Below are 13,739 nucleotides of genomic sequence, written 5' to 3'. Positions count from 1 at the left end.
AATGCCGCTGCAACACGCGCCGGGCAAACTCGGCCGCCTGGTGGTGGTGGGGCTCGGCCTGATCGGCGGCTCCTTCGCCAAAGGTATGCGCGAGAAGGGGCTGTTCGACGAAGTGGTCGGCGTGGATCTGGATGCCGAGTCGCGGCGCCTGGCCGTGGAGCTGGGCGTGGTCGACCGCTGCGAAACCGAGCTGACGGCCGCCTGTCAGGGCGCCGCGGTGATCCAGCTGGCGGTGCCTATCCTGGCCATGGAAAAGCTGCTGGGCCAGCTAGCCAGGCTGGAGCTGGGCGACGCTGTGCTGACTGATGTCGGCAGCGCCAAGGGCAATGTGGTGCGCGCGGCGCGCCTGGCCTTCGACGGTAAGGTGGCACGCTTTGTACCGGGGCATCCGATCGCCGGCTCCGAGCAGAGCGGGGTGGAGGCCTCCAATGCCGAGCTGTTCCGCCGTCACAAGGTCATTCTCACGCCGCAGGCCTCCACCGATGCCTCGGCGCTGGCGCTGATCGACGGCCTGTGGCGCGCCCTGGGTGCCGATGTGGAACACATGGAGGTGGAGCACCACGATCAGGTGCTGGCCGCCACCAGCCACCTGCCGCACCTGCTGGCCTTCACCCTGGTCGACTCGCTGGCCAAGCGCAGCGAGAACCTGGAAATCTTCCGATACGCCGCCGGTGGTTTCCGCGACTTCACGCGGATTGCCGGCAGCGACCCGGTGATGTGGCACGACATCTTCCTCGCCAACCGCGAGGCGGTGCTGCGCACCCTCGACGCATTTCGCGATGACCTCGACGCCCTGCGCGGCGCGGTCGACGCTGGGGACGGGCATCAGTTGCTGGGCGTGTTCACCCGCGCCCGGCATGCCCGCGAGCATTTCAGCAAAATCCTGGCCCGCAGGGCCTATGTGGACGCCATGCACTCGAACGACCTGATCTATCTCGCCAATCCCGGTGGCTCGCTCTCCGGCCGCATCCGCGTACCGGGCGACAAGTCCATCTCGCACCGCTCGATCATGCTCGGCTCGCTGGCCGAAGGCGTGACCCAGGTGGAGGGCTTCCTTGAGGGCGAGGACGCCCTGGCCACTCTGCAGGCCTTCCGCGACATGGGCGTGGTGATCGAGGGGCCGCACCACGGCAAGGTGACCATTCATGGCGTGGGGCTGAATGGCTTGCAGCCGCCACCCGGCCCGCTGTACCTGGGCAACTCCGGTACCTCCATGCGCCTGCTCTCCGGTCTGCTGGCTGCACAGCCGTTCGACACCGTGCTGACCGGCGACGCTTCGCTGTCCAAGCGTCCGATGAACCGCGTGGCCAAGCCGCTGCGCGAGATGGGCGCGGTGATCGAGACCGGTCCGGAAGGTCGTCCGCCGCTGACCATTCGCGGTGGCCAGCGCCTGACCGGCATGAGCTACGAAATGCCGATGGCCAGTGCCCAGGTCAAATCCTGCCTGCTGCTGGCCGGCCTGTATGCCGCCGGCGAGACCAGTGTCACCGAACCGGCACCGACCCGTGACCATACCGAGCGCATGCTGCGCGGTTTCGGCTACCCGGTAACGGTGGATGGCAATGTCGCCAGCGTCGAGTCCGGTCACAAGCTCAGCGCTACCCATATCGAAGTGCCGGCGGACATCTCCTCGGCTGCCTTCTTCCTGGTTGCTGCCAGCATCGCCGAGGGTTCCGAGCTGGTGCTGGAGCATGTCGGCATCAACCCGACGCGCACCGGCGTGATCGACATCCTCAAGCTGATGGGCGCCGACCTGACCCTGGAAAACCAGCGCGAAGTCGGCGGCGAGCCCGTCGCGGACATCCGCGTGCGCGCGGCCAAACTCAAGGGTATCGACATCCCCGAGGACCTGGTGCCGCTGGCCATCGACGAGTTCCCGGTGCTGTTCGTCGCTGCCGCCTGTGCCGAAGGCCGCACCGTGCTGCGCGGTGCCGAGGAGCTGCGGGTGAAGGAGTCCGACCGCATCCAGGTGATGGCTGACGGCCTGATCGCTCTGGGCGTGAAGGCCGAGCCGACCCCGGACGGCATCATCATCGAGGGCGGCCCGATCGGTGGTGGCGAGGTGTGGAGCCACGGCGACCACCGTATCGCCATGTCCTTCAGCGTCGCCTCGCTGCGCGCCACGGCACCGATCCGCATCCACGACTGCGCCAACGTCGCCACGTCGTTCCCCAACTTCCTCGGTTTGGCCGCTGGCGCCGGTATCCGCGTGGCGGAGGAGGGCAAATGAGCGCCGTAGTCATCACCATCGACGGACCGAGCGGCTCGGGCAAGGGCACCATCGCCGGTCTGCTGGCCGCCAAGCTGGGCTGGAAGCTGCTGGATTCCGGCGCGCTCTATCGCCTGCTGGCCTTCGCCGCCGGTAATCACGGTATCGACCTGACCAACGAGGAAGCGCTGAAGACGCTAGCCGCCCATCTGGACGTGCAGTTCGTCGACAAGCGCATCATTCTCGAGGGCGAGGAAGTCACTGACGCCATCCGCAACGAGCAGGTCGGCGCCGGTGCTTCCATGGTCGCTTCGTTGCCGGCGGTGCGCGAGGCGCTGCTGCAGCGCCAGCGCGCTTTCCGCGAGGCGCCGGGCCTGGTGGCCGACGGTCGCGACATGGGCACCGTGGTATTTCCGGACGCGCCGCTGAAGATTTACCTGACCGCCAGTGCCGAGGAGCGTGCCCGCCGCCGCTACCTGCAGTTGAAAGGCAAGGTGGAAGGTGTTAGCCTGCCGAGTCTGCTAGACGAGATTCGTGCGCGCGACGAGCGCGACATGCAACGCGCAGTGGCGCCCCTGAAGCCGGCAGTAGATGCCGTTCAGCTGGATTCCACCGAGTTGAGCATCGAGCAGGTAATGGAAAGAATTCTCAGCGAAGTCGCCAATCGCGATCTCGTCGGGTAAATGAGTCACGGCTGTCTTAAGTCGAAAGGCTCGCAAGGAGGCAGGCGGGAGACCAGTCATAGTCCCGCAGGCCTCTTTTTACATGAACGAACCCACATTGTCTGGAGTGTGGTTTGGGCGAATCCCCGCCCTTGATCAACAGGAATCAACATGAGCGAAAGCTTTGCAGAACTATTTGAAGAAAGCCTAAAGACCCTCAATCTTCAGGCTGGCGCGATCATCACCGCGATTGTCGTCGATATCGACTACCAATCTGGCTGGGTCACCGTCCACGCTGGTCTGAAGTCCGAAGGCCTGATCCCGCTTGAGCAGTTCTACAACGATGCTGGCGAACTGGCCATCAACGTCGGTGATGAAGTGCACGTGGCGCTGGACGCGGTTGAAGATGGCTTTGGTGAAACCAAGCTGTCCCGCGAAAAAGCCAAGCGTGCTGAGTGCTGGATCGTTCTGGAAGCAGCTTTCGCCGCTGAAGAAGTGGTCAAGGGCGTTATCAACGGTAAGGTCAAAGGCGGCTTCACCGTCGACGTCAGCGGTATCCGTGCGTTCCTGCCGGGCTCCCTGGTCGATGTCCGTCCGGTGCGTGATACCACTCACCTGGAAGGCAAAGAGCTGGAATTCAAGGTCATCAAGCTCGACCAGAAGCGCAACAACGTTGTCGTTTCCCGTCGCAGCGTGCTGGAAGCCGAGAACAGCGCCGAGCGCGAAGCTCTGCTGGAATCCCTGCAGGAAGGCCAGCAGGTCAAAGGTATCGTCAAGAACCTCACCGACTACGGTGCGTTTGTTGACCTGGGCGGCGTAGATGGTCTGCTGCACATCACCGACATGGCCTGGAAGCGCATCAAGCACCCGTCCGAGATCGTCAACGTTGGCGACGAGATCGACGTCAAGGTTCTGAAGTACGACCGCGAGCGCAACCGCGTCTCCCTGGGTCTGAAGCAGCTGGGCGAAGATCCATGGGTCGCCATCAAAGCGCGCTACCCGGAAGGTACCCGTGTTACCGCCAAAGTCACCAACCTGACCGACTACGGCTGCTTCGCCGAGCTGGAAGAGGGTGTGGAAGGCCTGGTGCACGTGTCCGAGATGGATTGGACCAACAAGAACATCCACCCGTCCAAGGTCGTTCAGGTCGGCGACGAAGTGGAAGTTCAGGTTCTGGACATCGACGAAGAGCGTCGTCGTATCTCCCTGGGCATCAAGCAGTGCAAGTCGAACCCGTGGGAAGACTTCTCCGGCCAGTTCAACAAGGGCGACAAGATCTCCGGCACCATCAAGTCGATCACCGATTTCGGTATCTTCATCGGCCTGGACGGCGGTATCGATGGTCTGGTTCACCTGTCCGACATCTCCTGGAACGAAGTGGGCGAAGAAGCCGTACGCCGCTTCAAGAAGGGCGACGAGCTGGAAACCGTCATCCTCTCCGTTGATCCGGAGCGCGAGCGCATCTCCCTGGGCATCAAGCAGCTGGAAGACGATCCGTTCTCCAACTACGCCTCCCTGAACGAGAAAGGCACCATCGTGCGCGGTACCGTCAAGGAAGTGGACGCCAAGGGCGCCGTGATCAGCCTGGGTGGTGACATCGAAGGCATCCTGAAGGCTTCCGAAATCAGCCGCGACCGCGTTGAAGACGCCCGCAACGTGCTGAAGGAAGGCGACGAAGTCGAAGCCAAGATCATCAGCATCGACCGCAAGTCCCGCGTTATCAGCCTGTCCGTCAAGTCCAAAGACGTCGAAGACGAGAAGGACGCGATGAAAGAGCTGCGTAACAAGCAGGACGCCGAAACCACTGGTCCGACCACCATCGGTGATCTGATCCGTGCGCAGATGAACCAGAACTAAGTTCCGGTTTCAGCTGGAAAAAGGGCGACTTCGGTCGCCCTTTTTTGTGCCCGCAATTTCTTCCGGTCGCTTGCAGGCCAGTGTCTGCGAGGTGTTGATGGTTATTTTTTCCATTTCCATATCATTCGTCTTTCTCCGCTTGACATCCGGACTATCCAAAGCTTTTCAGGCGTGCTAAAAACACCCTACTAGATGATCTAGCCGCTTGAAAAAGAAGGGAAAACCATGACCAAGTCGGAGTTGATCGAGCGCATTGTCAATCACCAGGGGCTGCTGTCCTCCAAGGATGTCGAGCTGGCGATCAAGACCATGCTGGAACAGATGTCCCAGGCACTGGCAACCGGTGATCGCATCGAGATTCGCGGCTTTGGTAGCTTTTCCCTGCACTATCGCGCGCCACGCGTGGGGCGCAACCCCAAGACCGGGGAATCGGTTCGCCTGGACGGCAAGTTCGTTCCGCATTTCAAGCCAGGCAAGGAACTGCGCGATCGCGTCAATGAAGATGAGTGAGCTGGACCCGTACGGCTCGCAAGGAGCTGAGCATGCTGACCAGCGCTAAACGTGTATTGTTCGCCGGGTGTCTGTTGCTGGCCGGCGCGGCTGTTCTGTTATTCATGCTGGAGAATCCCCAGCGCATCCATCTGGTCTTCCTCGGTGCCGCCAGCGCAGAGCTGCCGGTTGCGGCCCTGATGATGATTTCCTTCATCCTCGGTCTGCTGACCTGTCTGCTGTTCAGTCTCTGGGTGCTGGGCAGGTGGCGCATGCGTGTGGCGCAGCTGCGGCGTGAGCTTGTTGTTCTTACCCGGCAGTCGGGGCAGGAGCGTTGAACTCCTGCGGTTTGACTCCCCGACAGTTTCCTGACTGCGCCTGCGGCCTAGCCTCGGTTGTTCGTCTGGTTGTCATCGACGCCGACGCGTAGAGGTCGTTTTCTTGAGTTCTGTATGTGTGTTGGTTACCGGGGCCAGCGGTTTCGTGGGCGCTGCTCTGGTAGAACGTCTGGCAAGTGAGCCCGATACCTGGGTGTTGGCTGCCGGGCGTCGAGTTTTTCCGGTCGCCGCAGGGGTTGAGCATAGGTTGCTGGGGGATCTCGGCGAAGCCTGTTATGCCCCCGTGCAGTTTCAAGACGTCGATGTCGTAGTGCATACAGCGGCACGCGTGCACGTCATGCGTGACACCAGTCTTGAGCCTCTGACGGAATATCGTCGGGTCAATGTAGAGGGGACATTGGCGTTGGCCAGGGCTGCGGCCGCGGCAGGTGTTCGGCGCTTCGTATTTCTCAGTTCGATCAAGGTAAACGGCGAGGAGAGCAGGGCGGGCATACCGTTCTCGGCAGATGATTTGCCCGCGCCAAAGGATGCCTACGGTATCTCCAAGCTTGAGGCCGAGCGTGCACTTCGCTCCCTGGCTGCGGCAACGGGTATGGAGGTCGTGATAGTGCGGCCGCCCCTGGTTTATGGTCCTGGGGTCGGGGCCAACTTCCGTAGCCTGATGCGTTGGTTGCAGCGTGGTGTGCCGCTGCCGCTCGGAGGTATCAGCAATAAACGCAGCCTGGTCGCCCTACCCAATCTGGTCGATCTCCTTGCAGTCTGCATTGCTCACCCGGCCGCCGCGAACCAGGTGTTTCTCGCGGGTGACGGCGTTGATATGTCTACTTCCGAGCTGCTGCGACGGCTTGGGTTTGCCCTGGGGTGTCCCGCCCGACTGATATCGCTTCCGGCGGTCTGCATGCGTGTGTTGCTCCTGTCTCTGGGCATGGAACGGATATGGTCGCGACTCTGGGGAGATCTTCAGGTCGATATAGACAAGACCTGCAGGCTGCTTGACTGGCGTCCGCCGGTGCCCGTTGATGTCGCTTTGCGAGAGGCTGCGCAGGGCTTTCAACAGGATGGCTCATGTTGATCGTATTGATTCTTCTGGCAACGTTCAGCCTGGCCTGGCTGATGACTTGGGGGCTGCGCCGCTATGCGCTGGCTCACAATGTCTTGGATGTGCCGAACTCGCGCAGCTCGCACCGGGTGCCGACGCCTCGTGGCGGCGGCATGGCAATAGTGGTGGCTTGCAGTCTGGCGCTGGTTGTACTGGCGCTTTCCGATCTGCTGCCTGCGCCGCTGTTCTATGCACTATCAGGTAGCGGCGCCTTGGTGGCTCTGGTCGGTTTCGTGGATGACCATCGTCCTTTAGCTGCTCGCTGGCGTTTATTGGCGCACTTCCTGGCGGCGACCTGGGGTTTGTTCTGGCTGGGTGGGATGCCAGAGGTTTGGATACCGGGTATTGGCGCGCTGCCCGGCTGGTTGTGGGGGCTGCTGGGGCTGGTCTATCTGGTTTGGCTGCTCAATCTTTACAACTTCATGGATGGCATTGATGGGATTGCCGGCATGGAGGCGGTCTGTGTCTGCCTGGGAGGGGCCATTCTGTACGCCCTCGCAGGGCGTTACGAGATGGTGCTTTTGCCTGTTCTACTGGCCTTGGCCAGTGCAGGTTTCCTATTCTGGAATTTTCCCTCTGCGCGCATCTTCATGGGGGATGCTGGCAGCGGTTATCTGGGACTGCTGCTCGGGTTGTTCTCACTGCAGGCTGCATGGGTTGCCCAAGAGCTGTTCTGGTCCTGGCTGATTCTGCTGGGGGTGTTCATAGTCGATGCCAGTGTCACCCTGCTGCGCCGCCTGTTGCAGGGCTACCGCGTCTATGAGGCGCACCGTAGCCATGCCTACCAGCATGCTGCCCGTCAGTTGGGGCGGCATTTGCCTGTTACCCTTGCGGTTGCCGTGATAAACCTCTGCTGGTTGTTGCCACTCTCGCTTTGGGCTGCACACGGGGGCTACGGTTTTTTTATTCTGCTGTTGGCTTATGCGCCGCTGATACTGTTGGCGCTTCGCTACCGGGCGGGTCTTGCCGAATAGCCCGGCGGGCTGACAGTCAACTGATAATAAGAACGACGGAAGCAGATGGATTTTCAGAATTTTCGACCTTGGCTGTTGGGGTGGCCACGCCGCTACAAGCGTCTTGTGCAGGTAGCGGCTGACGTTGCCATTACTTGGATGGCGCTCTGGCTGGCATTCTGGATTCGCCTGGGTTCCGATAGCCTGGTCAATCCGTTTGGCGACCATCTCTGGCTGTTTGTCTGCGCCCCTCTGGTGGCGATCCCCATCTACATCCGTATGGGGCTGTATCGGGCGGTGTTGCGTTATCTGGGAAATGACGCACTGCTGACGATTTTTCGGGCGGTCAGTGTTTCCTCGCTGTTCCTGGCGCTTCTGGTCTACTGGAATCACTGGGCACCAACTGCGGTGCCGCGCTCGCTGGTGCTCATCTATTGGTGGCTGAGTCTGCTGATGGTGGGGGGCATGCGTCTGCTGATGCGCCAGTACTTCATGGGCGACTGGTTTCATGTGCGGCATGCCATGCCGTTCATGGGGCGTAACGACGGTCTGCCCAAGGTGGCCATCTATGGCGCAGGTACGGCCGGCAACCAGTTGGCCGCCGCTCTGCGCAGCGGCCGGGCCATGCGTCCGGTGGCCTTCATCGATGACGATGCCAGCATCGCCTTTCGCGTCATTGCCGGGCTGAAGGTCTACAAGCCCAAGCACATCCAGCAGATGATCAACGAGACCGGGGCTCAGGAGATCCTCCTCGCCATTCCCTCGGCGAGCCGGGCCAGGCGCAAGGAGATCCTCCAGTATCTCGAGGGGTTCCCGCTGCATATCCGCTCGGTGCCGGACTTCATGGACCTGGCCAGCGGCAAGGTTCGGGTCGAGGACGTGCAGGAAGTGGACATCGCCGATCTGCTCGGGCGCGATGCCGTGCCGCCGCAGATGGAACTGTTCGAGCGTTGCATTCGCGGCAAGACGGTGCTGGTTACCGGGGCCGGCGGTTCCATCGGCTCCGAGCTGAGTCGGCAGATCCTGGGCAGCCAGCCGAAGACACTGCTGTTGTTCGATCACAGCGAGTTCAATCTCTACAGCATTCATACAGAGCTTGAGGCGAGGATGCGCCGCGAGTCTTTGCCCGGTCGCTTGGTGCCCATTCTGGGCTCCGTACGCTCCCAGGTTCGCCTGCAGGATGTGATGCGTAGCTGGGGGGTGGACGCTGTCTATCATGCGGCGGCGTACAAGCATGTGCCGCTTGTGGAGCACAATATCGCCGAAGGTGTCATCAATAACGTGATGGGCACGCTGTATGCCGCGCAAGCCGCGCTGTGTAGCGGTGTGAGCCATTTCGTGCTGATCTCCACGGACAAGGCTGTACGCCCCACCAACATTATGGGCAGCACCAAGCGTTTGGCCGAGATGACTCTGCAGGCACTCAGTCGTGAGTCCGCGCCGGTGCTGTTCGGTGACGCTACCGGTTTGCACTGGGTCAACAAGACCCGTTTCAGCATGGTGCGTTTCGGTAACGTGCTGGGCTCGTCCGGCTCCGTCATTCCGCTGTTTCGCGAGCAGATTCGCCGGGGCGGCCCGGTAACCGTGACCCACCCGGCGATCACCCGTTACTTCATGACCATTCCCGAGGCGGCGCAGCTGGTGATCCAGGCCGGCTCCATGGCGCAGGGTGGCGACGTGTTCGTGTTGGACATGGGAGCGCCGGTGAAGATCCTCGATCTGGCGGAGAAGATGATTCATCTGTCCGGACTCGGGGTGCGTTCCGAGCGCAATCCGCAGGGCGATATCGCCATCGAGTTCACCGGCCTACGCCCGGGCGAGAAGCTGTACGAGGAGCTGCTGATCGGCGAGGGTGCTCAGCCCACCTCGCATTCCATGATCATGCGGGCCAGCGAGGAGCATCTGTCCTGGGAGGCGTTGCGGGAGGTCCTGCGTGAGCTGCTTTGCGCGGTCGAGCAGGATGATTACGGCCATTTGCGGCAGCTGCTGCGAGGTACCGTCAGCGGTTACAGCCCGGAAGGAGAAATAGTCGACTGGATTCATGTGCAGCAGCGCACGGAATCCTGATGCTGTCGGTTTGACATGGCGCTGCCGCCTCCTACGTTGATAGGGCGCATCTGGAGTTCGTGCGCCTCATTCACGACAAGGAGTCGAACATGCTCAAGAAGAAAATCGCTGTAGTGCTGCTTTCCTGCATGGCCAGCCTGCCCATCGCCGTTTCCGCGGCAGAGTCTGCCAAGGCCCCCAGTGTTGCCGTCGAAACGACGCAGAGCGAGGTGTCGGCGGTCAACATCAATACTGCCGATCTGGATGTTCTGCAGAGTGAACTGGTCGGCGTGGGTAAGGTGAAGGCTCAGGCCATCATCGATCACCGCAATGCCAATGGTCCTTTTGCATCAGTCGATGAATTGCTCGAGGTCAAAGGTATTGGGGCTGCGATCCTGGAGAAAAACCGCGATCGCATGAGCGTCAACTAGCCACTGCGTTGTCTGTTGGAAGAAAGCCGGTCTCAGACCGGCTTTTTCGTTTCTGCCTCAATCTGCGATCAGCAGTTACTATTCGCTCCTCATTATTCAGGGAGACGCGCATGCCTGCTTTACCCACAGTCGCTTTCGCCGGCATAGGCCTGATGGGGTTGCCCATGTGTCGTCGGCTGATCGCCGCCGGCTACTCGCTGCGGATCTGGAATCGTTCGCTGGACAAGTGCAGGGCGCTGGAGGAGATGGGTGCCCAGGTGGTATCGGTGCCGGCCAGGTTGGCTGAAGGCGCGGATATCGTGATGCTCTGTCTGGCTGATACGGCTGCTGTGCGTGAAGTGGTGTTCGGTCCGTCTGGCGTAGCCTCGGCGGCCAAGCCAGGGCAGCTGCTGCTGGATTTTTCCAGTGTGGAACCGGCGGCAACCCGCGAAATGGCGGCCCAGCTGGAGCGGCTTAGCGGCATGCGTTGGGTGGATGCTCCCGTTTCCGGCGGTGTGCCCGGGGCCGAAGCGGGGACGTTGGCCATCATGGCCGGCGGGCGTGGTGAGGATGTCGACCTCCTGCGCCCCTTGCTCGCTCATCTGGGGCAGCGTGTGACTCACATGGGGGCGGTGGGTGCCGGGCAGGTCACCAAGGTCTGTAATCAAATGATCGTGGCTTGCAATGCATTGGTCATCGCCGAGGTCGTGGGTTTGGCCGAGCGTTCCGGTGTCGATGCGCGCCTGCTCGCACCAGCCCTGGCAGGCGGTTTCGCCGACTCGCGCCCACTGCAGATACTGGCGCCACAGATGGCCGATAGCCAATTCGAGCCAGTGAAATGGCATGTCCGCACGCTGCTCAAGGATCTGGATACCGCGGCGAAACTTGCGCGAGAGGAGGGCGGGGCCGTGCCCATGAGTGGTCTGGCTGCGCAGCTGATGCGCCTGCATGGCAGCATGGGCAACCTCGAGAATGACCCCGCAACGCTGGTCCGTCTCTACCGCGGAGAGCAGGCATGAGGATTGCTGCCAACATTTCGTTGCTGTTCACCGAGCATCCCATGCTTGAGCGGGTTGCCGCGGCTGCGGCGGCCGGATTCGATGGGGTAGAGGTGCAGTTCCCCTACGAGGCACCTGCCGCAGCGTTCAAAGAGGCACTGGATGGCGCCGCCATGCCTCTGGTGCTGATCAACCTGCCGGCTGGAGATCTGATGAGCGGAGGTGCTGGTTTAGCTGCAGTGCCTGCATGCCAGGCTGAGTTCGATAAAGCGCTGCAAGAGGCGCTGACTTATGCCGCTGTAGTCCAGCCAATATGTGTCAACGTGTTGCCGGGGCGATTGGTTGACGGGGTATCTCGCGAGGAGGCGCTGAGAACCCTGGCCGCCAATTTGCGTAAGGCTGCGGAAGCATTTCAGGTGCTGGGTATTCGAGTGCTAAGTGAAGCGATCAACCCGCTGGATATGCCGGGTTTTCTGATCAACACCCCCGAACATCTCGACGAGCTGCTGCATGCGGTTGATCACCCCAACTGCCTGGCGCAGCTCGACCTATACCACATGGCCCGGCAGGGCCTGGATATCCAGGCGGGATTAAGGTTGCTGGCGGGGCGTATCGGCCATGTGCAGTTCGCCGATTGCCCTGGGCGTGGCGAGCCTGGAAGCGGGGAGCTCGACTTTTCAGCTTTGCTCGGGGAGCTGCAAAGCAGTGGATATGGGGGTTGGCTGGGGGCTGAGTACAGGGTTACTGAGCCGATAGCTGAATCACCGAAGTGGATGGCTTTTTGGCGCAGTGCTCAGCGTTTATGACTCCTTCTATCGGAATTATATTTGTAAAAACCAGTTGATGAATGGGGGCCTAGGACAGTGGCAAATTGGCGTCATTCATCTGTCAAGACTTGAGTTTCGTTCAGTCCTTGGCAGAATTATGAGCTCTAGGTGATGGTGTGGCTTGAGCCCGTAGGGATGACCGGTCTTTCATTTTGGAGCCTAGAGTATGCATGGAGCCCCATGGCCGCTGGCCTGCATTATTAGGTGCCCTCCGCGCTGAACGCTGCGTCTAGAGCTTCATGCGTAGCATCATCTGTCTACTAGAGACGATCTGTCTCTGCATCTGCATCCCCCCGAGTGTCTGTAGTGATATGCGCTCGGTAAGATGTGCTGGTAGCCAGCTCCGTTAGCTGGTGACTGATTGGTCTTTTTTTGAAGCAGGTCGTGTCTTTTTGCCTGTTGCCGAACCGCACGATGCTCTGTCTGTCGCATCGAGCTGTTCAACTATTTTTTGGCGTGGCGTGGCGTGGCGTGGCGTGGCGTGGCGCCAGCTTATGCATGGAAGGAGTATTTGTGAGATCGAGTCAACCGTTGAGTCTGGCCAGTTCGGATGAGATTGATCTTGTAGAGCTGCTTCGTTCTTTGTGGGGGCAGAAGTGGCTTATTGCAGGGGTGACAGCCTTTGTTGCTGGTGCAGCATGTCTGTATGCGTTCCTCGCTACCCCGGTTTATGAGGTGCGGAGCTTGCTGAGACCTGCACTTATCAAAGATCTTGATGAGCTTAATGGCTCTGGGGTGTACAAGCTTGAGCCACTAGATGCGCTGAAAAAGATAGGTGCCTCGCTGGACTCATATGATACCCGTTTGAGTTTCTTTCAGGCGAACCGTAATCTCTTCAAAGAGCTCGATAGTCCCGAAAGTACTTTGGATCAGTCCTTCGACGAGTTCAGTCGTGAGCGCTTTATGATTCTCAGGCCTGACCCGAAGAAGACCGAAGGATTTTCGGACTATGTAGGCATTCAGCTTGTTTATCCCGGTGATTTGGATGGTGTGGCTATTGTCAATGGCTTGGTTGCGCATGCCATAGCAGTTGAGCGTGAGCGTATTGCCTCAGATTTCAAGGTGATCATTGCCAATCGTTTGAGTGCAGTTGAACGGCAGATTAAGGCCGCACGTGCTAATTATGAGGCGGATAAGGCGTCTAAAATCGCCCTTCTAAGCGAAGCAGATGCGCTCAAACGCGCTGAGCTGCAAGATGAGCTCAAGGCGCTGCGTCAGCAGCTTAGAACGAAGAGGCTCAACCGCATCGCCGAATTGGACGAGGCTATCGGGATTGCAGAAAGGCTTGCGATCATTAAGCCCACGACACCTGCGGCAATGGGCGAGCAAGGGCGTGCTCTGCAGGGAGCGGGTAGTGTTATACGCACTGAAGTCAACAATCAGCAAATCCCTCTTTACTTCATGGGGACTGAGGCTTTGACGGCTGAGCGTGACGCTCTGCGACTTCGTCGCTCAGACGATTTCGCAGAGCCGCGAGTAGCGCAAATTGAAAAAGAGCTGCAGTTACTGTCGAGCAATCGACAGATCGAGTTGTTGAGAAAACGGACTAATGAAGACCTTTTTCTAAAACAACTGGCCCAGTTACGAGAGGAGGAAGCGAGGTTGAAAGGTTTGGATCTCGACCTTTCTGCTTTGACCCTAGTACATGTCGATCAGCCAGCAGTTCAGCCACGTGATCCGGTGAAACCACAGAAATTACTAATTGTGACGATTGGCTTAGTGCTCGGCGGTATAGTAGGTGTCTTCCTGGCTCTTGTTCGGGGTTTGTTTCGTCGACGTGTGGCCGCTGCTTAGTCTTCGGTGATACCCGTTGGCTCATGAGGTGTGAAACGCTGGCGTTCGTGTGTACCC

At 60.1% G+C, this 13,739-nt stretch carries 12 protein-coding genes; all 12 read left to right on the top strand.

Annotated features, from left to right (window positions below; translation table 11 throughout):
* The first annotated feature begins 1 nt into the window (after position 1).
* The 12 genes from PA6_RS17800 (at position 2) to PA6_RS17745 (ending at position 13,682) form a co-directional block, all read left to right on the top strand.
* Positions 2 to 2,230, top strand: coding sequence for a bifunctional prephenate dehydrogenase/3-phosphoshikimate 1-carboxyvinyltransferase (locus PA6_RS17800; RefSeq protein WP_043216947.1), 2,229 nt, complete (start codon positions 2 to 4; stop codon positions 2,228 to 2,230).
* A complete protein-coding gene (cmk, locus tag PA6_RS17795; RefSeq protein WP_021702348.1) occupies positions 2,227 to 2,892 on the top strand; it encodes a (d)CMP kinase in 666 nt (221 codons plus the stop codon). Before PA6_RS17800 ends, cmk begins: the two co-directional genes overlap by 4 nt.
* A gap of 150 nt (positions 2,893 to 3,042) precedes the next feature.
* Positions 3,043 to 4,728 (top strand): 30S ribosomal protein S1, encoded by a 1,686-nt coding sequence (rpsA, locus tag PA6_RS17790; protein ID WP_021702347.1) that lies wholly within the window; start codon positions 3,043 to 3,045, stop codon positions 4,726 to 4,728.
* A 225-nt stretch (positions 4,729 to 4,953) separates the two neighbouring features.
* Positions 4,954 to 5,238, top strand: coding sequence for an integration host factor subunit beta (gene ihfB / locus PA6_RS17785; RefSeq protein ID WP_021702346.1), 285 nt, complete (start codon positions 4,954 to 4,956; stop codon positions 5,236 to 5,238).
* 32 nt (positions 5,239 to 5,270) lie between these two features.
* Entirely contained in the window at positions 5,271 to 5,555 is a 285-nt protein-coding gene (locus tag PA6_RS17780) for a LapA family protein (protein WP_043216944.1), read from the top strand.
* Between the two features lie 118 nt (positions 5,556 to 5,673).
* Entirely contained in the window at positions 5,674 to 6,627 is a 954-nt protein-coding gene (locus PA6_RS17775) for an NAD-dependent epimerase/dehydratase family protein (protein WP_306303627.1), read from the top strand.
* Positions 6,621 to 7,628, top strand: coding sequence for an MraY family glycosyltransferase (locus PA6_RS17770; protein ID WP_021702343.1), 1,008 nt, complete (start codon positions 6,621 to 6,623; stop codon positions 7,626 to 7,628). Before PA6_RS17775 ends, PA6_RS17770 begins: the two co-directional genes overlap by 7 nt.
* A gap of 45 nt (positions 7,629 to 7,673) precedes the next feature.
* The gene (locus PA6_RS17765) at positions 7,674 to 9,674 is read left to right on the top strand and encodes a polysaccharide biosynthesis protein (protein WP_043216941.1); all 2,001 of its coding nucleotides are present in this window, start codon (positions 7,674 to 7,676) and stop codon (positions 9,672 to 9,674) included.
* A gap of 89 nt (positions 9,675 to 9,763) precedes the next feature.
* Positions 9,764 to 10,084 carry a ComEA family DNA-binding protein gene (locus PA6_RS17760; RefSeq protein WP_021702341.1) on the top strand — a complete coding sequence of 107 codons (321 nt, stop codon included), beginning with the start codon at positions 9,764 to 9,766 and terminating at the stop codon, positions 10,082 to 10,084.
* Positions 10,085 to 10,194: 110 nt separating this feature from the next.
* Positions 10,195 to 11,082 (top strand): NAD(P)-dependent oxidoreductase, encoded by an 888-nt coding sequence (locus tag PA6_RS17755; protein WP_021702340.1) that lies wholly within the window; start codon positions 10,195 to 10,197, stop codon positions 11,080 to 11,082.
* On the top strand, positions 11,079 to 11,867 hold the full coding sequence (locus PA6_RS17750; protein ID WP_021702339.1) for a hydroxypyruvate isomerase family protein: 789 nt from the start codon (positions 11,079 to 11,081) through the stop codon (positions 11,865 to 11,867). The genes PA6_RS17755 and PA6_RS17750 overlap by 4 nt, the downstream gene beginning before the upstream one ends.
* Before the next feature lie 393 nt (positions 11,868 to 12,260).
* Complete coding sequence (locus tag PA6_RS17745) at positions 12,261 to 13,682, top strand: Wzz/FepE/Etk N-terminal domain-containing protein (RefSeq protein WP_255209937.1); 1,422 nt, start codon at positions 12,261 to 12,263, stop codon at positions 13,680 to 13,682.
* Positions 13,683 to 13,739 lie beyond the last annotated feature (57 nt).

The organism is Aquipseudomonas alcaligenes NBRC 14159, assembly GCF_000467105.1.
Classification (GTDB): Bacteria; Pseudomonadota; Gammaproteobacteria; order Pseudomonadales; family Pseudomonadaceae; genus Aquipseudomonas; species Aquipseudomonas alcaligenes.
Note: the sequence above shows the minus strand (reverse complement) of the source record. Positions and strands in the feature narration are given on the sequence as shown.